Genomic DNA, 24,551 nt, shown 5'->3' on the forward strand with positions numbered 1-24,551 from the left:
TCGTCAGGCTCTCTAAATTTCTTTGAGTCGCTTAACGGCTTAGTATCTTGGTAATTGAACTCGCCTACGACTCTGTGAAATTAGACTCGCTTTCCTAGAATCTTCAGCGATTCTTCGTCAGGCTCTCTAAATTTCTTTGAGTCGCTTAACGGCTTAGTATCTTAGTAATTGAACTCGCCTACGACTCTGTGAAATTAGACTCGCTTTCCTAGAATCTTCAGCGATTCTTCGTCAGGCTCCCTAAATTTCTTTGAGTCGCTTAACGGCTTAGTATCTTAATAATTGAACACGGGCTGCGGCTTGTGCAAAAAAGATAGTTTCTTCCTAGACGCCAGCGTCTTCGTCGAACCTCCTATTTTTGCTTGATCCGCGGACGCTCTTAGTATCTTAATATAAGGAGGATGCCATATGTCAACACGCCAGAAATTTACCGATGCAGAAATGCGAGCGAATACGCCTTATTTCTCATCCTTGAAAACAATTATCGAGACAGCTTTTTACGAAAATCAGGTTAAGTCTGTTGAGAGTTTAGAAAAAGCTTATGAACTTGCTTCAAAAGCGGCAGGAACAGTCGTTTTAGACATGCCAGTAGCCCACACACAGGAGCTGGGGTTACCTTCTGATGCGCGTGTCTTGCTGACTAATTCTGGGGCTATTGTAGGCCGTACAGCGAGAGCCAGACGCATTTATGGCCGCGATTCCAAAGAGGATCAAACGCTGCAGCCTATTGTACGCGAGGCAGTTTGGCAGGCTCACAGGAAAGCCTTTTATCGTGCTGATGCTGTGGTAGGTCTGGATGAAGAATTTATGGTTCGTGCCCACCTTATGGTCCCAGAAGATGAGATTCCCAACCTCTATTCTTGGCTGCTCAACTTCCAAATATTAGATGAAGAATTTAATAAGCGTTTGACCGCTTCCAAGATCTATGATGAGGATGATATTTTTATCTTTTTTGATCCTGAATGGACTCACCCGGATTATCCAGATGGCTTAGTCTACTTTGATGTCCAGCACAACTGTGCTATAATTCTGGGCTTGCGCTATTTTGGGGAGTTAAAGAAGTCGACTTTGACTCTAGCTTGGAGTACAGCTGCTAGAAATGGCTATGTAGCCTGCCATGGTGGTTTAAAAATTTTCAGAGAAAAAGAAACTGGTAGCTCCAACAATTTTGTCGCTTCCTTCTTTGGTCTGTCAGGTTCTGGTAAGTCTACGCTGACCCATGCTAAGCATGATGATAAGTATGATATTGAAGTACTTCATGATGATGCTTTTGTTATCTCAACGGCAGATGGCTCTTCAATTGCCTTAGAACCTTCGTATTTTGATAAAACAAACGATTATCCGACAGGCCATAAGGAGCAGGATTACTTTATAACTGTACAGAATTGCGGTGTGACTCTGGATCAAGAAGGGCATAAAAAACTCGTAACAGAAGATATTCGCAATGGTAATGGACGGACTGTGAAGTCTCGCTACTCAACTCCTAACCGTGTGGACCGTATTAGTGACCCCATCAAGGCTATCTTTTGGATCATGAAGGATGATAGTCTTCCGCCATTGGTGAAAATTGATGACCCTGTCCTAGCGACGACTATGGGTTGTACTTTGATGACGAAACGCTCCAGTGCTGAAAATACCAAGGGCAATCAGAAGGACTTGATTATTGAGCCGTTCGCTAATCCTTTCCGCGTTTATCCTCTAGCAGAGGATTTTCAAAAATTTAGAACACTCTTTGAATCCGGTGTTGACTGTTATATTATCAATACAGGGCAGTACATGGGCCAAGCCATTCCTAAAGAAGTTTCGCTAGATATTATTGAACATGTTGTTGAAGGTAAAGGTGACTTCAAATCCTTTGGTTCTTTATCTGGCCTATCTTACCTAGAGCTAGAAGGCTATCAGGTACCAGATTTTGGTGATGATTACAAGCAGCTAATTCGAGAAAGAATGCAGGTCAGAAGAGACTTTTTAAGTTCCTTCAATCAAGAAAATCCTGAAAATGCTCTGCCAGCTCAAGCTATTTCTCAAATGGAAGCAGTACTGAAAAGTCTTAACTAGCTTTTGCTTCAGTTGAAAAAACTGTTATTATCGCTAACAAACCCAAGACAGTCCCCCCTATTAGTTTGGTGGGGGCTTTGTCATTTTCTGATAAAGAAGCCCCTCCTCTTCTGTCATGAGGCTATCCCGATGATTTTATATGTTTTTAAGATAATAGCGCTCAAGTTGATGTTTTTTTGAAAGGGCATACAAAAATTTCAAAAATTGAGTTATAATTATTGAAAGTGTTTACAATATGTGATAATATAAATCGTGAAAGCGTGATTTTCATATAGAAGGGAGAGCCCACATGAACACTGATGATACTATTACTATTTATGATGTAGCCCGTGAAGCTGGTGTATCCATGGCAACAGTCAGCCGCGTTGTCAATGGCAATAAAAACGTTAAAGAAAAAACTCGTAAAAAGGTCTTAGAAGTTATTGATCGCTTAGATTATCGGCCAAATGCTGTAGCGCGCGGTTTAGCCAGTAAGAAGACGACAACCGTTGGTGTTGTTATTCCCAATATCGCTAACAGTTACTTTTCTATTTTGGCCAAGGGGATTGATGATATTGCCTCCATGTATAAGTACAATATTGTACTGGCCTCCAGTGATGAAGACGATGATAATGAAGTTAATGTCATCAATACCCTTTTTGCCAAACAAGTAGATGGAATCATTTTTATGGGGCATCGTCTGACTGACAAGGTACGTCTGGAATTTTCGCGTTCCCGTACGCCAGTTGTCTTAGCAGGGACAATTGATTTGGATAAGCAATTTCCGAGTGTTACGATTGATGACGAGGCAGCAGCGGAGGATGTGGTTGCTAATTTGGCCAAGCGGCACCAGAATATCGCTTTTGTATCTGGTCCCTTAATTGATGATATTAATGGTAAGGTTCGTTTGTCCGGCTATAAATCCGGCCTTCAGGCAGCAGGATTGAAATTCCAAGAAAGTCTTATTTTTGAAGCCAAATATAGATATGAAGATGGCTACGCTCTGGCAGAACGTGTCCTTAACTCAGGTGCGACAGCTGCTTACGTTGGTGAAGATGAATTGGCAGCTGGACTCTTAAATGGTCTGTTTGCAGCTGGTGAATCTATTCCTGATGACTTTGAAATTATTACTAGCAACGACTCTCCGATTGTGAAGTATACCCGCCCCAATCTCAGCTCCATCAGCCAGCCTATTTACGATTTAGGGGCTGTTAGTATGCGTATGTTAACCAAAATTATGAACAAGGAAGAGCTGGATGAGCACGATATCACTCTCAATCACAGTATTACTAAGCGTGACTCTAGTAAATAACTCTATCAGATTAAAAAGCCGCTCATAGTGAACGGTTTTTTAATATCCTGTATTTTTATTTGGAATCTGCTATAATGGTCACAGCTTATCAGCTTATATAGGGGAGAAAATGATGATAAATAACACCTTAATGCAGTATTTTGAATGGTATCTGCCAGCTGACGGCAAGCATTGGCAGCGGTTGACCGAGGAAGCCCAGCATTTAAAAGAAATTGGCATTAGCATGGTATGGCTGCCGCCTGCTTTTAAGGGAACCGGCTTTAATGATGTTGGCTATGGGGTATATGATCTTTATGATCTAGGTGAATTTGACCAGAAAGGAACGGTTGTCACCAAGTATGGCAGTAAGGATGATTACCTTAAAGCCATTGAGACCCTTGAAAATTTGGGAATTAAAACCATGGCAGATATCGTCTTGAACCATAAGGCTGGCGGTGACAAGCGAGAGCGCTTTGATGTGATTCAGGTCAATCCTGACAATCGTATGGAAGAAGTTTCGGATACCTTTGAAATTGAAGCTTGGACCGGTTTTGACTTCCCTGGACGTGGCAATACCTACAGTGACTTTAAATGGCACTGGTATCATTTCACTGGTGTGGACTACGATGCCCGAAGCGCTCAGCGCGGTATCTACAGAATTCAGGGGGTTAATAAAGGCTGGGCGGATAGCCATCAAGTCGATGATGAAAATGGTAATTACGACTACCTTATGTTTGATGATATTGATTTTGAACATCCAGAGGTAGTGGCTGAGCTGAAATCTTGGGTTCGGTGGTTTTTGGAAACCAGTCAGGTCTCAGGTTTCCGACTAGATGCCGTCAAGCATATTAAGGCTGATTTTATGACTGATTTCATTGCTGATATTCAAAGGAATGTTAAATCGGATCTCTATGTGTTTGCAGAGTACTGGAAAAACGACGCTCAGGCTAACCTAGACTATATTACTGAGACGAAGGGAACTTTTGATTTAGTTGATGTCGTTCTTCACATGAATCTTTTTGAGGCCAGCCAGCAAAGGGAAAATTATGATCTTAGCCATGTTTTAGAAGGCAGCCTTATGCAGAATGCCCCAACCTTTGCGGTCACTTTTGTTGATAATCACGATTCCCAGCGTGGTCAAGCCTTAGAATCCTGTGTTGAGGAGTGGTTTAAACCTGCAGCCTATGCTCTTATCTTACTGCGCCAAGAGGGTCTGCCTTGCGTCTTCTATGGAGATTACTACGGAATCTCGGGTGATTTTGCCCAGCGATCCTTTGGAGATGAATTAGATACTCTGCTCTATGTCCGGTGCAGTCATGTTTATGGTGAGCAAGTTGATTATTTTGATGATGCCAACTGTATCGGTTGGGTCAACCGCGGTGATGATCGGCACCCTGAAGGAGTAGCTGTCGTCATCAGCAATGGTCCAGCCACCTCTAAACGCATGAATATGGGAAGCTACAATGCTGGTAAAAGCTTTGTTGATTTGATGGGCACCTACTGTGAACCTATTGAGCTTGATGAAGAAGGCTGGGCAGACTTCCCTGTTCAAGACCAGTCTTTATCCGTCTGGGTTAACCAAGAAACCTTTGTGTAAGCTAGTATTGGCCTGCCCTTCTTTCTATATTAACGGCTCATAATCAGCCTTTGGGCTGATTTTTTTAGTGGATCATGAATTTTACCTCAAAATAGGCTATAATAGAGACTATGAAAGTATTACTGTATCTTGAAGGGGAGAACCTGATTGGGAAATCAGGTATCGGTCGGGCAATCAAGCACCAGCAGCAAGCGCTGGAGATAGCTAGAATTCCCTACACGACCGACCCTAAAGATGGGGACTATGATATTGTCCACATCAATACCTACGGACCAAAAAGTCTGGCCCTTTTAAATACCGCTAAAAAGCAGGGGAAGAAAGTCATTGTCCACGGCCACTCGACCATGGAGGATTTTAGGAACTCTTTTATTGGGTCAAATCTAGTAGCCCCTGTGTTCAAGACATATCTAAAGCGCATTTATCAGGCGGCAGATTACATTATCACACCGTCAGATTATTCAAAATCACTGATTGAAAATTATGGAGTTACAACCCCTATCAGTGCAGTTTCAAATGGGATTAATCTGGCCAACTATCAGCCTGACCCAGAAAAGGAAAGAGCCTTCCGGGACTATTTTCACATTGAGGAAGGACAGAAGGTCGTTATCTCAGCTGGTCTTTATTTTAAACGCAAAGGAATCTTTGATTTTGTCAAAGTGGCTCAAGACATGCCTGAGGTTCGCTTTATTTGGTTTGGCAAGATCAATGAACTAGTGATACCAGCAGATATTCGTAAAGTTGTAGAAAAGGACCATCCCGATAATGTTCTATTCCCCGGCTATTTCAAAGGAGATATTTTTGAAGGAGCCATGAGCGGAGCAGATGTCTTCTTTTTCCCATCTTATGAAGAAACGGAAGGTATCGTTGTCCTAGAGGCTCTGGCAAGCTACCAGTCAGTAGTGTTACGGGATATTCCCGTCTATCGAGGCTGGCTCACTGAAGAAGCGGCTGAGCTATGTCACAGCAATGAAGAATTTGTTGACAGCCTCTACCGCACGATTAATGGTGATATTGATAAAACGGCAGCTGGCTACGAAGTTGCTAAAAGTCGTTCGATTGAAAATATTTCAAGAGAATTAGCTGCCGTTTATCAAAAGGTTATGGAGCTATAACATGAGAATAGGTTTATTTACTGATACATATTTTCCCCAAGTATCTGGTGTCGCCACTAGCACTCGCACCTTAAAAGAAGTCTTAGAGGCTATGGGGCATGAAGTTTACATTTTTACAGGGACAGATAAGGGGGTAAAACGTTATGAAGATCCCACGATTATCCGTCTACCTAGTGTCCCATTTGTGTCCTTTTCAGAGCGGCGGGTAGTCTACCGAGGCCTGATGACGACTTATAAAATTGCTAAGGAATATAATTTAGATATTATTCATACTCAAACGGAGTTCAGTCTTGGTCTTTTAGGAAAATGGGTTGGTTCTGCCCTGCATATTCCGGTTGTCCATACTTACCATACCCAGTATGAGGATTATGTTGACTATATTGCCAAGGGTAAGCTGATTCGTCCCAGCATGGTTAAATATATTATGCGCGGCTTTCTCAATGACCTAGATGGAGTTATTTGCCCCAGTCGTATTGTGCTTAACCTCTTGGATGGCTATGGTGTTAAAATCCCTAAACGCATCATTCCGACTGGAATCCCCTTGGAAAATTTTGTCTACGACAGTATCAGTAATGATGAGACGGCTGCTTTGCGGCAGGAGTTAGGCATTGCCAGCGATGAGACCATGTTGCTCAGCCTGTCACGAATCTCATCGGAAAAGAATATCCAAGCTGTTCTCGCTGCTCTGCCCCAAGTCTTGGCAGAAGATGAAAAAGTGAAGCTGGTTATTGTTGGTGATGGCCCTTATCTGGATGATTTAAAAAAGCAAACTGAAATCCTAAATATGACGGATGCTGTTATTTTTACTGGCATGATTCCTCATGAGCAGACGACTATTTACTACAGAGCAGCTGACTTTTTTATCAGTGCTTCGACTAGTGAAACTCAAGGCTTGACCTATATTGAAAGCCTGGCCATGGGAACACCGATTATCGCTCACGGCAATCCTTATCTGGATGATTTGATTACCAATCGGATGTTTGGCAGCTTGTTTTATCATGAGGTTGATCTGGCTGATACCATTTTGGATGCCATTGCTGTGACACCGGATTTAACGCCGGAACAGCTGGAGCGCAAGCGCTATGAAGTATCAGCCCAGCACTTTGGTAAGTCTGTCTATGAATTTTACCTAGATATGCTGATTTCCTACTCGACTCACCGTTCGAGCAAGTTCTCCCTAACGGTTGAGGGCAGTCCGACAGATCGCTCGATTCGTTTAGCTAAATCAGCTGTCCGCCTGCCTAAAAAAGCAGTACAGACCACCGTCAAGACATCGCGTAAGGCTGTCAAGGTCCCGAGCAAAATGGTCAAGTCAATCTGGGAATTTTTGAACTAGGTTTCTCATTAATATTTTGAGGTTCATAAAATGTATGACTTGTCTTGAAATAAAATCAATTCCTGCTATAATAAAGAGCGAAGATAAGTTTCTTGTGTTTGGTCTTCTAGCGAGCGCTTGGTTGGTGAGAAAGCGCAGACCTATCAAGGAATACTCCTTCCTAGATTTTATGCAAACATAAAAGGGTGGTTCCCTTATCGCCAAACATGAGGTTCATGACTTTTTGTCGTGAATAAATGAAGGTGGAACCACGTTGCGACGTCCTTTGAGGATGGCGCTTTTTTATATGATACAAAAAGGACGGTTCGTATATCGAAATTTCCCGACAAGAAAATAGAAATCTGCCCTAGGATGCTTGTATACAAGGAAGATTATCTTTTTCTCGAGGGAAATAGTCCCGAGTTCAAATGTATGATACAAAAAGAGACGGTTTGCACGGTGATTCTTTCAACAAAAATCACCACAAAAAATCGAGAGAAATTAACATGATTCATAAAAAAGGAGACCAAAATGGTAAAAATTACTTTTCCAGATGGCGCTGTGCGCGAATTTGAATCTGGTGTAACAACTGTTGAAATTGCTCAAAGCATCAGCAACTCTCTTGCTAAGAAGGCCTTGGCTGGTAAGCTCAATGGCAAACTGATCGATACGACCCGTGCGATTACCCAAGACGGCAGTCTAGAAATCGTGACACCTGATCACGAAGATGCTCTGCCAATTCTTCGTCACTCTGCTGCCCACCTCTTTGCCCAAGCGGCCCGCCGCCTTTTCCCAGATATTCATTTGGGTGTTGGTCCGGCTATTGAAGATGGTTTTTACTACGATACCGATAACGAAGCCGGCCAAATCTCAAACGAAGACCTGCCGCGTATCGAAGAGGAAATGAAGAAGATCGTTAAAGAAAATTTCCCATCTATTCGTGAAGAAGTAACTAAAGATGAGGCGCGTGAAATCTTTAAAAACGATCCTTACAAGCTCGAACTCATTGAGGAGCACTCAGAAGATGAAGGCGGTTTGACGATTTACCATCAAGGCGAATATGTCGACCTCTGCCGCGGTCCACACGTACCATCAACTGGTCGCATTCAAGTCTTCCACCTGCTCAATGTAGCAGGTGCTTACTGGCGCGGAAACAGCGACAATGCTATGATGCAGCGGATTTACGGTACAGCTTGGTTTGACAAGAAAGATCTCAAAGCTTACCTCAAACGCCTAGAAGAAGCTAAAGAGTGTGACCACCGTAAACTTGGTAAAGAACTTGATCTCTTCATGATTTCCCAAGAAGTCGGACAAGGTCTGCCTTTCTGGCTGCCAAATGGAGCGACTATCCGTCGCATTTTGGAGCGCTATATCACTGATAAAGAGTTGGCAGCTGGCTATCAGCACGTTTATACGCCGCCAGTAGCGTCTGTTGACCTCTACAAGACTTCTGGACACTGGGATCACTACCGTGAGGACATGTTTCCAACCATGGATATGGGTGACGGGGAAGAATTTGTTTTACGACCAATGAACTGCCCCCACCACATCCAAGTTTACAAAAATCATGTGCGTTCCTACCGTGAATTGCCGATTCGTATTGCGGAGCTGGGTATGATGCACCGCTACGAAAAATCTGGTGCCCTCACGGGTCTGCAACGGGTGCGGGAAATGACCCTCAACGATGGTCATACCTTCGTTGCGCCGGAGCAAATCCAAGACGAATTCAAGAAGACCCTTCAGCTCATCATTGATGTCTACGAAGATTTCAATCTGACGGACTACCGTTTCCGCTTGTCCTACCGTGATCCTAAGGATACCCACAAATACTATGATAACGATGAGATGTGGGAAAATGCTCAAAGCATGCTCAAAGGTGCCATGGATGACATGGGCTTAGACTACTTCGAAGCAGAAGGAGAGGCTGCCTTTTACGGTCCTAAGCTTGATATCCAAGTGAAAACTGCTCTAGGCAATGAAGAAACTCTCTCAACCATTCAATTGGACTTCCTCCTGCCAGAGCGCTTCGATCTCAAATATACGGGTGCTGATGGCGAAGAGCACCGTCCAGTCATGATCCACCGCGGGGTTATCTCTACCATGGAGCGCTTTACAGCCATCCTGATTGAGACTTACAAGGGTGCCTTTCCAACCTGGCTGGCACCGCAACAAGTAACGGTTATCCCGATTTCCAATGAAGCCCATGCCGATTATGCTTGGGAAGTGGCAAAGATTTTGCGTGACCGCGGTATCCGCGTGGAAGTGGACGAGCGTAATGAAAAAATGCAGTATAAGATTCGCCAAAGCCAAACCCAAAAAGTCCCTTATCAATTAATCGTTGGTGACAAGGAGATGGCAGACAAGTCGGTTAACGTCCGCCGTTACGGCAGCAAGCAGACCCATACCGAAGCTCTGGATGAATTTGTTGAAAACATCTTAGCGGATATCGCAAGAAAATCGCGTCCAAGCGAAGAAGCAAAATAAGATAAAGAAGAGAAGTCCTGCGGGGCTTCTCAAACTGAAGAAAAAGTCAATTTTTATCAAAAGAACTATTGTGTTATGATACTTTCCTTAGGTAGCGCGGACGGCAAAACCAAACGCCAACGCTATAGCTTTTGACTAGGTTTTGCATTAGATTGCCGTTAGAAATAGTATCGATTTCTAGCGGAAATCGTCGCAGCGACTTCCTTTGGAATTTGATACCTAAGTTCAAGATACAAAGGGCGTCTGCGGATAAAGGCAAAATAGGGAGTGCGCCGCGGAATCGTTAAGATTCTAGGCGGGCTCATCTTTTTGCCACAATCCGCAGCCCGTGTTCAATTAAGATTTTGAGCCCAAGTCTCAAAATCTCCGAACGCCAGAAATGACTCATTTCTGGCGTTTTTGCTACAGTGGAAAGTATCTGAGCCAGGCTCATTCAACTCGCCTATTTTTCTTATAGATTGTGAATTGATATTATCCCAAGATGTGTGTGCTTGTGAAATTCTAACTATAGAGTTTGTCTACAACCTGAGAAGTCCTGTGGGGCTTCTTTTTTTGCTATGATTTTTAACAAAAATTTCTTGTTTTGCCAGTCAACCTTGCTTGAAAGTCGAATAAATTGCCTCTATAATAGGCTTATAAAGAGGTGAGAAAAGTATGATTAGTGAAACGATTCTTCTACTGAGAAAAAAGTTAGGCTATTCTCAGGAAATATTAGCTGAAAAGGTGGGAGTATCCCGCCAAACCCTTAGTAAATGGGAACTGGGAGAGAGTTTACCAGATATTATTTCTTCAAGCCGTTTGGCAGAAATTTTTGACATTAGCTTAGATGAGCTGGTTAATGGTGATGATTCTTTTTTTGCCGGTAAACCTAAGGAAGGAAAGTATATCTTTGGAACGGTAACGGTTGGTGAAAAGGGACAAATTGTCATTCCTGTACGGGCTAGAAAAGTGTTTAACATTAAAAAAGGCGATAGCCTTATGGTTTTAGGTGATATCAATCAAGGTTTAGCCTTGTTAAACAGCGATTTCTTTATTCAGGCTTTTGAAGAAATGGGGTTAATGAATGAAAAAAATTAGCCAGTTTGAGCCTTAGTTTTGCAGCCTTGATATTCTTTTGGCATGTGATTGGCTGCTATGATTTTGTTTAGGCGGCCTATTGACAACTGGTCATGTTCAAAGAAGTTCGTGATAGTTTAAATGTTATAGATATTATTGCCAGTACTGTACCAAAGGAGGAAGAAAATGAAGGCTATTGTCACTAGACAGCTTACGAAAACATATTCTAATATAACTGCTGTAGATAATCTTGATTTAACGGTCGAACAGGGGGAATTGTTTGCCTTGCTTGGTGTAAATGGTGCGGGGAAGACAACAACGATTAAAATGCTGTCTTGTTTAGCCAAGCCCACCAGTGGAGATGCTTTCCTGCTTGGTGACAGTATTGTTTCAACCCCTCGTGCCGTCAAGGAAAAAATCAATATTTCTCCGCAGGAAACAGCAGTAGCCGCTAATTTATCAGTTCTTGAAAATTTGGAGCTCATTGCGGGACTATATGGTCAAAACCGTAAAGCGGCAAAGGAAAATGCCTATGAGATAGCCAAAAAATTTGGTTTGGCAAATGAATTGACCAAAAAAGCCAAACACTTATCAGGAGGAATGCAAAGGAGACTTTCTATTGCTCTGGCTCTCATTTCCAATCCACAAATTTTATTTCTTGATGAACCAACTTTAGGGCTTGATGTACTGGCTCGCCGTCAATTATGGACATCGATTAAATCCTTAAAAGGAAAGGTAACCATTATCCTTACAACTCATTATATGGATGAGGTAGAAATGCTCTCTGATCGTGTGGGTATAATGGCAAAGGGAAAATTAAGAGCAGTTGGGACAATCCCGGAGTTAACAGCAAAAACCGGAACCACAAAGCTGGAGGACGCCTTTGTTATGCTTTCAGGAGGTGTACTATGAGAATGTTTTTGTTTGCAAAACGGAATGCAAAAGAAATTTTGCGCGATCCCATCACTTTCTTTTTCGGTTTGGGATTTCCTATTGTACTGTTAGTTTTGCTGTCTATTATCAACGATGCTATTCCATCTGAAGCAGGCAACACGATGTTTCAAATAGAAAACCTTGCACCAGGTCTAGCAATGTTTGGGAGCGTATTTATGGCGCTATTTGCGGGGATGTTGCTATCAAAAGACCGCACATCATCCTTTTTAGTGCGGCTGTTTACCTCTCCTATGACAGCATTAGATTTTATTTTGGGCTATACTCTGCCCATGCTTGGGATGACAATGGCACAGGCAACAATCACCTTATTGGCAGCAGGAGCCTTTGGGCTTGAAATAACGATTAGTATCCTGTTTACGATTGTTATAACAGCCATGATTTCTTTGTTGTTTGTAGGAATAGGATTATTTTGCGGCAGTCTTGTGAATGACAAGGCGGTTGGTGGTATTTGCGGAGCTTTGCTGACGAATGTTGCTGGGTGGCTGTCTGGCGTATTTATTCCCATTGATTTAATAGGTGGTGCTTTCAAAAAAATAACAAGTATTCTACCGTTTTATCATAGCGTAGAGATAATACGGTCAGCTTTAAACGGTCATTTTAATCATGTACTTCCTCATTTATTGAATGTAATGATTTATACAGTAGCCATTTTTGTATTTGCCATTATTGTTTTTCAGTCTAACATGAGTGGTGATAAACTCTAAAACAAATCAAAAGTGGAACTGAAATTGCGCTGCATGTGAAATAGAGTCAAAGTGCTAGTAAACCTTATTATACAAGGTTTCATAGGATTTCGCCTACAACAGCTGCCAGCAATGGTGGCCTCTGACTTGAGAGTTTGCCCATAAGTCATGTCTGATAGAATCGTGAGTTGCTAAGGAACACTTTACAAGTAAAAATTTTTCCAAGTAAGCTAGCAAGGAGTGAAATAACCCCCTCTCTTATTTATAAGACAGTCGTCTCAAGTCTGAATTAAGATGGCCTAGTATTCTTGAAAGCCAAAAAGCCCTTGTGTTACCAGTTTATCAGTAACACGAGGGCTTTTTGTGATCTTCAATATTGTTCTCAAAAACGAACTAGTAGCCTAATCTTCATCTTCGATAAAGCGATAGCCAGCTACCTTAGTCAAAGCGAATACTACAAAGAAGGTAATCATGGCACTGACACAGACGTCAGATAAGAAGTGGGCTTGAACACGTACACGAGATACAGCCATGAGTGCACCGTAAGTCAGAGCAATCCATGTGGCAAGCTTTTGTCCCTTGATGTTATCGCGGCTGATAAAGAAGGGGAAAAACATAGCACTCATCCCAGCTAAGGTATGGCCTGAAGGAAATGACCGGTGCCCGTTTTCACCATTGATTTGCCACCAGTTGGTAAAATGGGCTCCCTCGGTCTCTTGAAAAACTTCGTAGGGTCTGAAACGTCCCCAAGTTTCTTTCATGCTATCAATGATACTTTCAGATAGGAAATGAAAGGCGATACCGATGAGAGCGATCTTGATCAGGTAGCTGATAGCCTTGGCGTCTTGCTTGATGAGCCATCTGAATTCGGGTAAGGTTCCGACTGCCCAGATAGGCAGGCTCAGGCCATATTTTAGGAGAGCCGAGTATTGAACAGCTCCACCAGTATCATTGTTGGCCGTAGCAATAGGGAGGTCTTGCTTGACGTTGGCTGCTGTACTGTATCCATAGTAAAGCCAATCATCAACCATATGAGAAATAGCCCAGAATGACAGGAGGAGTCCAGCTGCCATCAAAATTATTTTAAGGATATTGGAATGACTGTTACGGTAGCCTGCAAAAGCTAGAATATTAGCGGATAAAAAGAGAACCATAGGTTCTGGGAACATTCCAAAATTTTGAAAAAGTGTTCCAAAGATGGAGTTTTGGCTACTTAGATGCTGGGATATTTCTTGGTCGAAGAAGCTAGCGATAATCAATAAAAGAGCAGTGCAAGTATAGACAATAGTCAGTAAGCCTTTTTCCTGACGGTTAAGATTTAACATAGAATACCTCTCAAAAATTTGATAGTCCTAATATAGCAGAAGACTATCAAATGCTAATCAAGCTTATGTAAAGAAAAAGCAAATTATCACAAGTCCTACTCTTTGAGTGTCAAACTGCTATACCATTAACGCCGCTTTTTCCCTATTTCAGTGGTGCAAGCTGTTGCTTGTCTTATCTCCAGTTTTAAACTCTTCATTGGATAGTGTAAGCTGCTTGCAGCCCATCGCTTAGTTTGGTCTTTGATTTTTTGAGACTCACGTGATTTTACAAAAACTTTACAAAAATAAGGGAATAGATTTGATATTTGGTAAGTACAATTAGAATTGTTCAAGGAACAAATACACAAACGAGGAGAGACAGTCCATTATGAAGAAACGAATACGCCTTTTGCTTTTAGCAATAACAGGTCTAGCGAGTTTAAGCGTTCTGACTGCCTGCGGCGGTGGCGCTAAATCATCATCAAATCAACCGATCAATATCATTACCCGAGAAGACGGTTCAGGGACACGCGGTGCTTTTATTGAATTATTTGGTGTCGAAGAGAAGAAAGATAATGGCGATAAGGCTGATTTGACGACCAATCAAGCGACAGTCACCAACTCAACTTCTGTCATGCTGACAACGGTGGCTGGTGATGAGACTGCCATTGGATATGCGTCGCTCGGATCTATTGACGATAGTGTAAAAGTTCTTGAAGTTGACGGTACAAAGGCCAGTGCTGAGGCGGTCAAGGACGGTAGTTATAAGATTTCACGTCCGTTTAATATTGTGACTAAGGACGATGTTAGCGCTCAGGCTCAAGATTTTATCGATTATATTATGAGTGAAGATGGGCAAAAAGTTGTTGAAGAAAATGGCTATATTTCCCAATCCAATACAGGGGCCTACAAATCCTCTGGAGCAAGCGGAAAAATTGTTATTGCTGGATCGAGTTCGGTGACGCCCGTTATGGAAAAACTCAAGGAAGCCTACCTCAAGGAAAATCCCGATGTGACCATTGAAGTGCAACAAAGTGATTCCTCAACTGGTGTGACAAGCGCGGTCGATGGGACTTGTGATATTGGCATGGTTTCTCGTGAGCTTGATAAGTCTGAAACTTCCAAGGGTGTTAAATCAAGAGCAATCGCTCTTGATGGTATTGCTGTCATTGTCAACAAAAAGAACAAGATTGATGGCCTAAGCAGCGACCAAGTCAAGGACATCTATACAGGCAAGACAACGACTTGGGATGCACTCGCTAAATAAGGAGCTCTAGATGGCACAGACAAAAGAAAAAGTTATGCAAGCGGTATTCTTTCTTACCGCCTGTATTTCTGTTTTATCCGTCATTCTCATTTGTATTTTTCTATTTTCAAGTGGTCTCCCTGCTATTAGTAAAATAGGTTTTGGTAATTTTGTATTTGGGAGGGTTTGGCAGCCAGCCAATAATCTCTACGGTATTTTTCCTATGATCGTAGGCTCTATCTATGTGACTGCTGGGGCTTTGCTAGTGGGCGTTCCAATCGGTATTCTGAGCGCGATTTATATGGCTAAATTCTGCCCAGATAAAGTCTATAAGCCACTTAAAATGGCTATCAATCTTATGGCTGGAATCCCATCTGTTGTTTATGGTTTCTTTGGCTTGGTAGTCTTAGTGCCCTTTATCAGGCAGGAAACGCTTAGTCTGGGAACAGGAGTTTTGACCGCTTCGCTCCTATTAGGTCTTATGATTTTGCCAACCATTATCACGGTGTCAGAGACGGCTATTCGAGCTGTGCCGGATGCCTACTATGAAGGAGGTTTGGCGCTTGGAACCTCACATGAGCGCAGTATCTTCTTTATCGTGGTGCCAGCAGCTAAGCGCAGTATCTTAGCAGCCGTTATTTTAGGGCTAGGCCGCGCCATTGGTGAAACTATGGCCGTCATTATGGTAGCAGGGAATCAAGCGATTATTCCCACCTCTATCACCTCAGGTGTCAGAACCTTGACGACCAATATTGTCATGGAAATGGGCTATTCAACAGGCCTCCATAGACAGGCCCTGATTGGGACTGCTGTCGTCTTGTTTATCTTTGTTTTAATCATCAATGTTAGTTTTTCATTGATTCGTAAAGAGAAGTCCTAAGGATGAAAAGAAAACAATACAATCAACTTTACGAGAAGTGGCAAGCTTATAAAAATGATCCTGTGTCTATGCTCCTCAGTTTCTTAGTTCATCTAGGAATTGCAGTAACGACCGTTGCTATTGTATTTATCGTGGGGTATATTCTAATCAAGGGGATTCCCAACATCACGCCGTCTCTTTTTGCGATGACCTACAATACTAAGAATGTCTCCTTGATGCCAGCCTTGATCAATACTTTATTTATGACAGTCCTTGCCCTTCTGATTGCTATACCTGTGGCTGTTGGGGCTTCTATCTATTTAACGGAGTATGCTAGACGGGACAATCCTTTTGTAGCGGTCATCCGAATTGCCACAGAGACCCTAGCTGGAATTCCCTCCATCATCTACGGCTTGTTCGGTGCGCTTTTCTTTGTGAAATACGCGCATATGGGACTTTCTCTACTTTCTGGAGCCATTACGCTAGCTGTTATGGTCTTGCCGGTTGTTATGAGAACAACAGAAGAAGCCCTGCTGTCGGTGCCCGACAGTTACCGTGAGGGAAGTTTTGCACTAGGAGTCAGTAAGCTACGTACAATTTTTCAAATCGTCTTGCCCAGTGCAACAGCTGGGATTTTCTCAGGGATTATCCTAGCGATCGGCCGTATCGTTGGTGAATCTGCTGCCCTTATTTTTACAGCAGGCACTGTAGCCGAAGTTGCTAAGAGCGTTTTCAGTTCATCCAGAACATTAGCCGTCCACATGTACGCCATCTCAGGTGAGGGACTTTATATCAAGCAGACCTATGCAACAGCGGTGATTTTGCTGGTCTTGGTAATTATCATCAATCTCTTATCTGAATGGGTTTCCAAAAAACTAGAAAGAAGTATCAATGGTGAATAAATTAGTAATCGATCAGTTAAATCTCTACTACGGAGACCATCATGCTCTTAAAGATATCGGGCTAACTATTGCGAAAGGTGAGATTACAGCCTTCATTGGTCCTTCAGGCTGCGGAAAATCAACCCTCCTAAAGAGTCTCAATCGTATGAATGATCTAGTCAAAAACTGTCATATCCAGGGATTAGTAACATTAGATGGTGAGGACATTTACAAAGATGTTGATACCAATATCCTTCGTAAAAAGGTCGGTATGGTCTTTCAAAAGCCCAATCCATTCCCAAAGAGTATTTATGATAACATCGCTTTTGGACCTCGTTCTCACGGTGTTCACAACAAGGCTAAATTGGATGAGATCGTTGAACATTCCCTTCGTCAAGCCGCTATCTGGGATGAAGTCAAGGACCGCCTTAATAAGTCCGCCTTAGGTCTTTCGGGTGGTCAGCAGCAGCGTCTTTGCATTGCTCGTGCTCTGGCTATTGAACCAGAAATCCTCCTTATGGATGAACCAACCAGTGCACTAGACCCAGTTTCTACAGCTAAGATTGAAGAATTGGCCTTAGAGTTAAAAAAAGACTACACCATCGTCATGGTAACCCACAATATGCAGCAAGCAGTGCGCGTGTCTGATAAGACGGCCTTCTTCCTATCAGGAGAATTGATTGAATACGATAGGACTAGTCAGCTTTTCTCAGTCCCTAAGGATAAACGGACCGAAGACTACATCACAGGGAGGTTTGGTTAATGCGTTCAAAATTCGATCATCAGCTTAACGATTTAAATAAGAATTTAATTGTTATGGGGGCTCTATGTGAAGAGGCCATCACGACGTCATTTGAGATTCTAAAAGAGGATGAATTCCATCTCTCAGAACAAGTTGCAGAGACAGCGCGCCGCATCTCTGCAGCCCTCAAAATGGTCTACGATATGAAACGTGTCGGTGCCCAGTCAGGTGAGATGGCTTCCATTATCGCTCAGAAGCATATTATCTCTGGTCAAGAGGTTGATCTTCTTCAAGAGATGACAAAGTGTGTCACCAAGATGGTAACCGAGAGTATCGATGCTTTTGTAAATGAAGACAGGCACAAAGCCCAGCAAGTTATCGTCATGGATGAGCAGGTTAATCAACAATTTGATACAATAAAAGAAAGACTGATTACCTATTTTTCTCAGCCGGATGCTGATGGCGAGTACGCGGTCGATCTCCTGATGGTCGCCAAATATGTCGAGCGTATCGGAGATCACACGGTCAACATTGCCAAATGGGTTCTCTATTCAATCACAGGACAGTTAGATGGAGATACTGCATGATTTATTGCGTTGAAGATGATGAGGACATTCGTGAACTAGTGTTATATACCCTGCATACAGCAGGCTTTGAAGCTCAAGGATTTGCCAGTAGTGGTTCCTTCTGGGAAGCCATGAAAATCCAGAAACCCGAATTGATTCTATTGGATGTCATGCTGCCGGAAGAAGATGGTATTAGTATCTTAGAAAAGCTCAAAACAAACTATCAAACACAAGAGGTTCCGGTTATTATGGCGACAGCCAAAGGAAGAGAGTTTGATAAAGTGAAGGGATTGGATTTGGGGGCGGATGATTATTTGGTTAAACCGTTTGGCATGATGGAGCTGATTTCTCGAATCAAGGCCGTTTTGCGCCGGACTGCTCCCAAATCGTCCCTGCTGCAGCTGGGACAGATTAGCCTCAATCACCAAAGTCACACGGTTCTTATGAATCAGGAACGCTTAGAATTAACACGTAAGGAATTCGACTTGTTGGAGTTAATGATGCGCAACCCTAAACGTGTATTCGGCCGTCAGGAACTCTTGGATGCGGTTTGGGGGGCGCAAGCTATACTGGAAACTCGGACAGTTGATGTCCATATTGGGACTCTGCGCACCAAGCTAAAACAATGTGGAAGCTATATCCAGACCGTTCGCGGCGTTGGCTATCGCATGGAGGTAACTGATGACCCGTAAAATTTTTACATCTACCCTCCTAGCAGCTCTAGGAGTTCTTCTAGCCTCTCTGGCGATGATTTTCGGTGTACTCTATCGCTATTTCACAAACAACCAATTTGACCAACTGCGCACGGAGACAGCCTTGGTGGCACAAGGGATTGATCTTAGTGGCGCTGAGTATTTCGACAGGCTGGACACTTCTGCTATTCGGGTGACTTGGATTGACCAGTCAGGGGCTGTTTTATACGACAGCGAAAAAGAACCAGCAAAAATGGGAAATCACAGCAATCGAAAGGAATTTAAAGAGGCTCTAAAAAAGGGAGACGGAGAGAGCTCGCGCTATTCTTCAACCATGACCCAGCGTTCTCTTTACAGGGCCAAACGCTTAGAAGACGGAACCGTTATCCGTCTATCGGTAACTCAGAATACTGTTTTACTGCTCTTAATCCGTATGATTCAACCGATTTTCTTAGTCGTTTTAATAGCCTTACTCTTATCGATTGCAGTAGCTCGCTATACGGCCAATCGTCTAGTTGAGCCAATTAACAAATTGAACCTGGAAGCGCCCTTAGAAAACGATGCCTATGAAGAATTATCCCCTCTTCTCAGGCGTATCGACCATCACCAAAAAGAAATTCGTAAACGTGAAGATCTCTTGAACCAGCATCAGCAAGAGTTCGATACGATTATTTCTCGAATCAAAGAAGGCATGGTTCTCCTTGGTAAAAACCGCCGCATTATCAGTATCAATAGTGCAGCCCAACAGCTCTTTGAGACAGACGAAACCAGCATCAGCAAGGATATCATTGATCTGTCTCGTGACTACCAGCTTAACCAACTCATCGATCGTGGTCTCACAGGTCAAAAGGGAGATGGCTATCTCGAATTTGATCAGTCTGTTTACCGCATGTTGGTGAGACCTATCAAAGACAATGACCAGATAACAGGAGTGGTTCTCTTACTATTTGACATTACCGATCAACTTCAGGTTGAGCAAATGCGTCGCGAGTTTAGTGCGAATGTTTCCCACGAGCTGAAGACACCGCTTCATGTGATCTCAGGTTACTCAGAGATGCTAGCCAATAATATGGTAGCAGAAAGGGATATTCCTAAGTTTGCCGGTAAGATTCATCAAGAGTCACAGCGTATGATTCAGCTGGTCGAAGATGTTATCAAGCTCTCCCACCTGGATGAAGCTGATCAGGTCGAAACAGAACTGGTTGATCTTTACAAAGTGTCTGAGAGTGTTATAAAGACGCTGACACCTAAGGCCCAAGAAAGGAATGTTGACCTTCACTTAATAGGACAGTCAACTATTATCAAGGCCAACCTCCCTCTGATGGAATCCTTGCTCTACAATCTATGTGACAATGCTATAAAATATAACAAGCATGGCGGTAAGGTCGATATTCGCCTGAGTCAAAAGGCTCACCACACTATTCTAGAGGTTGAAGATAGCGGCATTGGCATGGAGGAGAAAGAACATTCCCGTATTTTTGAGCGTTTCTACCGTATTGATAAGAGTCGTTCCAAAAAAGTTGGTGGGACTGGCTTAGGGCTATCTATTGTCAAGCATGCCCTGCAGATCCATGATGCTAAAATTACGGTAAACAGTCAGCCTGAGAAAGGAACCAAAATGACAGTCGTCTTTAGCGCTAATTCCTAAAATTTGACACTGGTAGATAAACTAAACCGTTATGAATAACCAAGAAGCTAGCTAGATTCTGCTAGCTCTTTTTTTACAAGTCGTGTTATAATATGAGCGTAAAAATAGTTTTATTTTTTAAATACGGGGGTCTGGATTATGAAATACAACCAGCTTGGTGACACAGATATGAAGATCAGTGAAGTGAGCTTTGGAACTTGGGCACTTGGGGGAGACTGGGGAAATGTGGATGAACAGGCAGCCATAAAGGCCCTCCATCATGCAGTAGATAAAGGGGTTAATTTCTTTGATACTGCTGATGTCTACGGGAGTGGCCGCAGTGAGCGTTTGCTGGGACGGCTTTTAAAAGAGCGCTCAGAGACGATTTATATCGCTACTAAATTCGGTCGTCGCGATAATTTTGCAGACTTGTCCAACTATACTTATGATAAGGTGAAAGCTTACTGTGAAGACAGCCTGCACCACCTTGGAGCAGACAGTATTGATCTCTATCAGATACATTGTCCCAGTACCGAAGTTCTAGAAAATATGGGCGTGTTTGCTGTTTTGGAAGACCTGAAAAAAGAGGGTAAAATCCGTTATTACGGTGTCAGTGTTGAAACAGATGCTCAAGGGAAGTTTGTTTTGGAGCATACGGCTGCCAGCAGTTTGCAGGTGATTTTTAATATCCTGCGCCAAAAACCCTTGGATAACATGATTGCACAAGCAGACGCTAAGCATGTCGGTATTCTAGCCCGGGTACCCCTAGCCAGTGGCCTTTTGACGGGTAAGTACAATAAGAATAGCCGTTTTCCTGAAAATGACCACCGTAATTTTAATCGTGATGGAGCAGCCTTCAATGTTGGTGAGACTTTTGGCGGTTTGCCTTTTGCTAAAGCGATTGAATTAGTTGAGGACCTTGCATGGATAGCTGATGGTCGTGGTAGCTTAGCCGATGCAGCCCTGAAATGGATTTTACAGCAATCAGGTGTGACCAGTGTTATCCCCGGCTTCAAATCAGTGCAGCAGATTGATACCAATCTTCAAGCTGCTGATACCAAACCTTTTTCTGAGGACGAGCTCAAGAGAATTTCTGACTTTTATTGGTCCTCAGTTCATGAACATATTCGCGGTGCCTACTAAGGGACAGTGATTTAAATGCCAGTGAAGAAAAAGAGCCCTAGAGTTTGTACCGACCCCCAAAAGTTGGACGAAAAATCTAACGATTGGGGTGCGGTTCAAGTCTGTAAGGGGCTCTTTTTAGTAAGAGTAGGGCAAAAGTGTGGCAAAAGGTCACCTATTGGACTATTTCGCTAACAAATATGATAATATGGAATTAACCTATTTTGTCCAGTTGGCTCATGCTCTGAAGCAGTCTATTGAGCCTATTGAATACTTGAAACCCTAATCGGCTGCCGACAGCCTTAGTCTATACTCAAAATAGAATTCCTGAGGTTGCCCAGATTAACCATTAGGGAGTGACTTAACCCATATTTTCATAAAAGGGGGATAATCTGGGAGAGGACTGCCGATTCTCTGTGCTTAAAAATCAAAAATAAGGAGCTAAAAAAGGACAAAATCGCCCCCAGACAAAGTGCTGTTTTTTGTACATTCTCATTTTTGTCTGGATTGCTTAGTAGGCCTTTTAATAACTAAAATATGAACAGGAACTAGGGACGGTTTTAAAAACAGTAGTTCCCTAAGATTCTTCTTGCCCCTTCTCTTACCCTTGTTTGTGGCCCTACCCTTTTATGTTTTAATAAATGAGAAAGGACAGCGATGGCAAAGATTTATATAGCAGATGATGATAAAAATATTAGAAGTTTGTTGGAAACCTTTCTGTCCGATGCTGGTTTTGACAGTGCCAGTTTTGAAACGGGCGACCAGCTCTTTGTACACTTTATCGAGGAGCCCGCAGATATTGTTATCTTAGATGTTATGATGCCGGGCAGCAGCGGTTTCGACATTGCCCAAAAAATTCGCGAACGTTCTGATGTTCCTATTATTTTATTAACAGCGCGTGATAGTGACAGCGATTATATAGCTGGCTTTGATAGGGGAGCTGATGATTACTTTACCAAGCCGTTTTCTCCTGTTAAGTTAGTGCTGAGGGTCAAAGCCATCTTGGCGCGTCAATCGCAGGCCCTAGCGTCGTCACCAAGGACTATCTTATCCTTTGGCAGTCTGCGTTTATCTCTGGATGAACGTACAGCCTTCTGTCAAGATCATGCCATCAAGCTGACCAATACAGAATTCGAACTGCTCAGAATCCTGCTAGCCTCGCCTTTAAAAACTGTATCGCGCGAAGAGCTGCTAGAAGCCGTTTGGGGATACACTAGTGATGTGGAGACGCGGGTGACAGATGATACGGTCAAGCGTCTGCGTAAAAAATTAAGACAGGTGGAATGCGATGTCCGTATTGAGACAATTTGGGGTTACGGCTTTAAGCTGGTTAAAGATGAACAATCCCTTTAAAAGAAAAAAAGAGCATCGTTTAAGGACGGCTCTTTTCCTGCAGCCTTTAGCCATTATTATCGGAGCCTTTGCGCTGCTGTTTGTGATTTTTAATGTGACAGTACACTATATTATTGACCATGAGACAGAGGTAGCTGTTGAGAGCCGCTTTCATTTTTTAAATCAGTTGTACGTTGGTGAACACCCACATGACAGCGGCGGGGACAACCTTTTTCAAAGCACTTATCTCATCATGGATAATAATGAAAATGTGACCTACGTGTCCAATTCTATTGATGATGTATCAAGTACCCTAGATACTGAGGAACTTTTGGAGTATTTCCAAGAGCACGATGATAACTGGGAAATTTTTGATGATGATAACCATAAAAATTGGTTTATGGATGCTAATACAATGGCAGTCACCCTCAAGGGAAAAACGTATCATGTTATGATGGATAACTACAGGGGCACAATGGCTGACTACTATGTCAAGCAGACTGCTAGGCCGAACCAGGGACAGTCCTACTATATTTTTGTTTTTGTCAATACGACGCCCATGCAGCAGTTTCTGAGAATTATTAACCTTACCCTCCTTATCCTGATGCTCCTTGTCGCCTGCTGCACTTGGTTTTTCATCTATCTTATGGCCAGAAAGGTTGATATCTCCTTTGTTCACCTCAAGGAATACGTTGTCGGATTAGGCCAGCGTAAGCAAGAGTTAGCTCGTCCCCAGCTTGATTACAGCGAATTTAATCAGGTCGGTCAAACAGTTGAGGCCATGAATACCATGATTAACCGCAACCAATACAGCCAAAAGTTATTTTTTCAAAATGCTTCCCATGAACTGAGGACTCCCCTCATGTCCATACAAGGCTATGCAGAAGGCATCAAGGAAGGTGTCATGGATGGTTCCCAGGCTGCAGATGTTATCCTAGCAGAAAGTCTTAGAATGACCGACTTAGTCGATGATATACTAAGTATATCTAAGATGGAAATGATCCAAGGCCATTTTCAATTTGAACCTTTAGACTTAAAACAGCTCCTTCATGATACTAGCTGGCGTTTAAAGTCTAAAATAGATGAGAGAGGCCTCCAGATGATTCATGAATTCCCGCAAAAACATCTAGAGTTAGAGGGTGATGAAGGTTTGCTGGAGCGCGCCTTCCTCAATATTCTGGCCAATGCTGTCCGTTATGCTAGCTCAAAAATAAGAGTGACTGGCCGAGAAGCAGGAGCTAACGTCGTAGTAGAGATAGCCAATGATGGTGAAATGATTGCCAAAGAAGAGCAAAAGCATATTTTTGAGCGGTTTTATAAGGGTAGGGGCGGCCAACACGGCATCGGTCTGGCGTTGGCTAAGGAAATTATCGAAGGCCATAGCGGCAGCATCGCTGTGGATTCTGATGTGAAGCAGACGCTTTTTACAGTCACACTTCCTAAAAGAGGAGGAAACAAAAGTTGAGTCCTTTCGGTTTCACTTACTTTCTGGTTTTTTTAGTGTTCGCCCTGCTTTCCTTGTTTTTGAATTTTGGGCAAGAGCATTATCCATCTATCTTCAGGACTGATACTTTCGGTCCTTTATTTTTGCCCCAGTTTTGCCGCACTTTCCTTACACAAATACCGAGAAGTCCTACCTTTTTTAGACTAT

General features: G+C 42.9%; 21 protein-coding genes. 20 read left to right on the forward strand and 1 reads right to left on the reverse strand.

The window, feature by feature from the left end; genetic code table 11:
• Positions 1–408 precede the first annotated feature (408 nt).
• The 9 genes from AC4HAO_RS05005 (at position 409) to AC4HAO_RS05045 (ending at position 12,550) form a co-directional block, all read left to right on the forward strand.
• Positions 409–2,058 carry a phosphoenolpyruvate carboxykinase (ATP) gene (locus AC4HAO_RS05005; protein WP_491134760.1) on the forward strand — a complete coding sequence of 550 codons (1,650 nt, stop codon included), beginning with the start codon at positions 409–411 and terminating at the stop codon, positions 2,056–2,058.
• A gap of 289 nt (positions 2,059–2,347) precedes the next feature.
• A complete protein-coding gene (gene ccpA / locus AC4HAO_RS05010; RefSeq protein WP_491134761.1) occupies positions 2,348–3,349 on the forward strand; it encodes a catabolite control protein A in 1,002 nt (333 codons plus the stop codon).
• Positions 3,350–3,461: 112 nt separating this feature from the next.
• The gene (locus AC4HAO_RS05015; protein ID WP_491134856.1) at positions 3,462–4,925 is read left to right on the forward strand and encodes an alpha-amylase; all 1,464 of its coding nucleotides are present in this window, start codon (positions 3,462–3,464) and stop codon (positions 4,923–4,925) included.
• A 110-nt stretch (positions 4,926–5,035) separates the two neighbouring features.
• A complete protein-coding gene (locus AC4HAO_RS05020) occupies positions 5,036–6,037 on the forward strand; it encodes an LTA glycolipid anchor biosynthesis glycosyltransferase, IagA/BgsA family (RefSeq protein WP_491134762.1) in 1,002 nt (333 codons plus the stop codon).
• 1 nt (position 6,038) lies between these two features.
• Complete coding sequence (locus AC4HAO_RS05025; RefSeq protein ID WP_491092628.1) at positions 6,039–7,373, forward strand: glycosyltransferase family 4 protein; 1,335 nt, start codon at positions 6,039–6,041, stop codon at positions 7,371–7,373.
• A 510-nt stretch (positions 7,374–7,883) separates the two neighbouring features.
• On the forward strand, positions 7,884–9,836 hold the full coding sequence (gene thrS, locus AC4HAO_RS05030; RefSeq protein ID WP_491134763.1) for a threonine--tRNA ligase: 1,953 nt from the start codon (positions 7,884–7,886) through the stop codon (positions 9,834–9,836).
• A 654-nt stretch (positions 9,837–10,490) separates the two neighbouring features.
• Positions 10,491–10,913 (forward strand): helix-turn-helix domain-containing protein, encoded by a 423-nt coding sequence (locus AC4HAO_RS05035; protein ID WP_491092626.1) that lies wholly within the window; start codon positions 10,491–10,493, stop codon positions 10,911–10,913.
• Positions 10,914–11,078: 165 nt separating this feature from the next.
• The gene (locus tag AC4HAO_RS05040; protein WP_491134764.1) at positions 11,079–11,804 is read left to right on the forward strand and encodes an ABC transporter ATP-binding protein; all 726 of its coding nucleotides are present in this window, start codon (positions 11,079–11,081) and stop codon (positions 11,802–11,804) included.
• The gene (locus tag AC4HAO_RS05045; protein ID WP_491092624.1) at positions 11,801–12,550 is read left to right on the forward strand and encodes an ABC transporter permease; all 750 of its coding nucleotides are present in this window, start codon (positions 11,801–11,803) and stop codon (positions 12,548–12,550) included. Before AC4HAO_RS05040 ends, AC4HAO_RS05045 begins: the two co-directional genes overlap by 4 nt.
• Positions 12,551–12,930: 380 nt before the next feature.
• Here AC4HAO_RS05045 and AC4HAO_RS05050 read toward each other — a convergent pair whose 3' ends face one another.
• Entirely contained in the window at positions 12,931–13,854 is a 924-nt protein-coding gene (locus AC4HAO_RS05050) for a phosphatase PAP2 family protein (protein WP_491092623.1), read from the reverse strand.
• 367 nt (positions 13,855–14,221) lie between these two features.
• Here AC4HAO_RS05050 and AC4HAO_RS05055 point away from each other — a divergent pair, with 367 nt between their 5' ends.
• The 11 genes from AC4HAO_RS05055 to AC4HAO_RS05105 all read left to right on the forward strand — a co-directional run bounded on the left by AC4HAO_RS05055 (position 14,222) and on the right by AC4HAO_RS05105 (position 24,365).
• Positions 14,222–15,100, forward strand: coding sequence for a substrate-binding domain-containing protein (locus tag AC4HAO_RS05055; RefSeq protein WP_491134765.1), 879 nt, complete (start codon positions 14,222–14,224; stop codon positions 15,098–15,100).
• A gap of 10 nt (positions 15,101–15,110) precedes the next feature.
• Positions 15,111–15,959, forward strand: a complete 849-nt coding sequence (pstC, locus tag AC4HAO_RS05060) for a phosphate ABC transporter permease subunit PstC (protein ID WP_491134766.1) — start codon at positions 15,111–15,113, stop codon at positions 15,957–15,959.
• A gap of 2 nt (positions 15,960–15,961) precedes the next feature.
• Positions 15,962–16,840 (forward strand): phosphate ABC transporter permease PstA, encoded by an 879-nt coding sequence (pstA, locus tag AC4HAO_RS05065; protein WP_491092620.1) that lies wholly within the window; start codon positions 15,962–15,964, stop codon positions 16,838–16,840.
• Positions 16,833–17,582, forward strand: coding sequence for a phosphate ABC transporter ATP-binding protein PstB (gene pstB, locus AC4HAO_RS05070; protein ID WP_491134857.1), 750 nt, complete (start codon positions 16,833–16,835; stop codon positions 17,580–17,582). The genes pstA and pstB overlap by 8 nt, the downstream gene beginning before the upstream one ends.
• Positions 17,582–18,148: a PhoU domain-containing protein gene (locus AC4HAO_RS05075; protein ID WP_491134767.1), complete on the forward strand. Its 567-nt coding sequence runs from the start codon at positions 17,582–17,584 to the stop codon at positions 18,146–18,148. The genes pstB and AC4HAO_RS05075 overlap by 1 nt, the downstream gene beginning before the upstream one ends.
• Positions 18,145–18,819, forward strand: a complete 675-nt coding sequence (locus AC4HAO_RS05080) for a winged helix-turn-helix domain-containing protein (RefSeq protein WP_491092617.1) — start codon at positions 18,145–18,147, stop codon at positions 18,817–18,819. Before AC4HAO_RS05075 ends, AC4HAO_RS05080 begins: the two co-directional genes overlap by 4 nt.
• Positions 18,809–20,467, forward strand: coding sequence for a sensor histidine kinase (locus tag AC4HAO_RS05085; protein ID WP_491092616.1), 1,659 nt, complete (start codon positions 18,809–18,811; stop codon positions 20,465–20,467). Before AC4HAO_RS05080 ends, AC4HAO_RS05085 begins: the two co-directional genes overlap by 11 nt.
• A gap of 138 nt (positions 20,468–20,605) precedes the next feature.
• Positions 20,606–21,589 (forward strand): aldo/keto reductase, encoded by a 984-nt coding sequence (locus tag AC4HAO_RS05090; RefSeq protein ID WP_491092615.1) that lies wholly within the window; start codon positions 20,606–20,608, stop codon positions 21,587–21,589.
• Positions 21,590–21,728: 139 nt separating this feature from the next.
• Positions 21,729–21,854, forward strand: a complete 126-nt coding sequence (locus tag AC4HAO_RS05095) for a hypothetical protein (RefSeq protein ID WP_491092614.1) — start codon at positions 21,729–21,731, stop codon at positions 21,852–21,854.
• Positions 21,855–22,225: 371 nt separating this feature from the next.
• Positions 22,226–22,921 (forward strand): response regulator transcription factor, encoded by a 696-nt coding sequence (locus AC4HAO_RS05100; RefSeq protein ID WP_491134768.1) that lies wholly within the window; start codon positions 22,226–22,228, stop codon positions 22,919–22,921.
• Positions 22,857–24,365 (forward strand): sensor histidine kinase, encoded by a 1,509-nt coding sequence (locus tag AC4HAO_RS05105; RefSeq protein ID WP_491134769.1) that lies wholly within the window; start codon positions 22,857–22,859, stop codon positions 24,363–24,365. Before AC4HAO_RS05100 ends, AC4HAO_RS05105 begins: the two co-directional genes overlap by 65 nt.
• The last annotated feature ends 186 nt before the right edge of the window (positions 24,366–24,551 follow it).

It is taken from the genome of Streptococcus sp. ELY_137 (assembly GCF_058314515.1).

Bases quoted from the DNA above. Each gene is read 5' to 3' on its own strand.
- AC4HAO_RS05080 (WP_491092617.1), top strand. From the start codon at position 18,145: ATGATTTATTGCGTTGAAGATGATGAGGACATTCGTGAACTAGTGTTA.
- AC4HAO_RS05105 (WP_491134769.1), top strand. From the start codon at position 22,857: ATGTCCGTATTGAGACAATTTGGGGTTACGGCTTTAAGCTGGTTAAAG.
- AC4HAO_RS05100 (WP_491134768.1), top strand. From the start codon at position 22,226: ATGGCAAAGATTTATATAGCAGATGATGATAAAAATATTAGAAGTTTG.
- ccpA (WP_491134761.1), top strand. From the start codon at position 2,348: ATGAACACTGATGATACTATTACTATTTATGATGTAGCCCGTGAAGCT.
- AC4HAO_RS05040 (WP_491134764.1), top strand. From the start codon at position 11,079: ATGAAGGCTATTGTCACTAGACAGCTTACGAAAACATATTCTAATATA.
- pstC (WP_491134766.1), top strand. From the start codon at position 15,111: ATGGCACAGACAAAAGAAAAAGTTATGCAAGCGGTATTCTTTCTTACC.
- AC4HAO_RS05015 (WP_491134856.1), top strand. From the start codon at position 3,462: ATGATAAATAACACCTTAATGCAGTATTTTGAATGGTATCTGCCAGCT.
- thrS (WP_491134763.1), top strand. From the start codon at position 7,884: ATGGTAAAAATTACTTTTCCAGATGGCGCTGTGCGCGAATTTGAATCT.
- pstA (WP_491092620.1), top strand. From the start codon at position 15,962: ATGAAAAGAAAACAATACAATCAACTTTACGAGAAGTGGCAAGCTTAT.
- AC4HAO_RS05045 (WP_491092624.1), top strand. From the start codon at position 11,801: ATGAGAATGTTTTTGTTTGCAAAACGGAATGCAAAAGAAATTTTGCGC.
- AC4HAO_RS05050 (WP_491092623.1), bottom strand. From the start codon at position 13,854: ATGTTAAATCTTAACCGTCAGGAAAAAGGCTTACTGACTATTGTCTAT.
- AC4HAO_RS05020 (WP_491134762.1), top strand. From the start codon at position 5,036: ATGAAAGTATTACTGTATCTTGAAGGGGAGAACCTGATTGGGAAATCA.
- AC4HAO_RS05075 (WP_491134767.1), top strand. From the start codon at position 17,582: ATGCGTTCAAAATTCGATCATCAGCTTAACGATTTAAATAAGAATTTA.
- AC4HAO_RS05035 (WP_491092626.1), top strand. From the start codon at position 10,491: ATGATTAGTGAAACGATTCTTCTACTGAGAAAAAAGTTAGGCTATTCT.
- AC4HAO_RS05055 (WP_491134765.1), top strand. From the start codon at position 14,222: ATGAAGAAACGAATACGCCTTTTGCTTTTAGCAATAACAGGTCTAGCG.
- AC4HAO_RS05025 (WP_491092628.1), top strand. From the start codon at position 6,039: ATGAGAATAGGTTTATTTACTGATACATATTTTCCCCAAGTATCTGGT.
- AC4HAO_RS05005 (WP_491134760.1), top strand. From the start codon at position 409: ATGTCAACACGCCAGAAATTTACCGATGCAGAAATGCGAGCGAATACG.
- AC4HAO_RS05090 (WP_491092615.1), top strand. From the start codon at position 20,606: ATGAAATACAACCAGCTTGGTGACACAGATATGAAGATCAGTGAAGTG.
- AC4HAO_RS05085 (WP_491092616.1), top strand. From the start codon at position 18,809: ATGACCCGTAAAATTTTTACATCTACCCTCCTAGCAGCTCTAGGAGTT.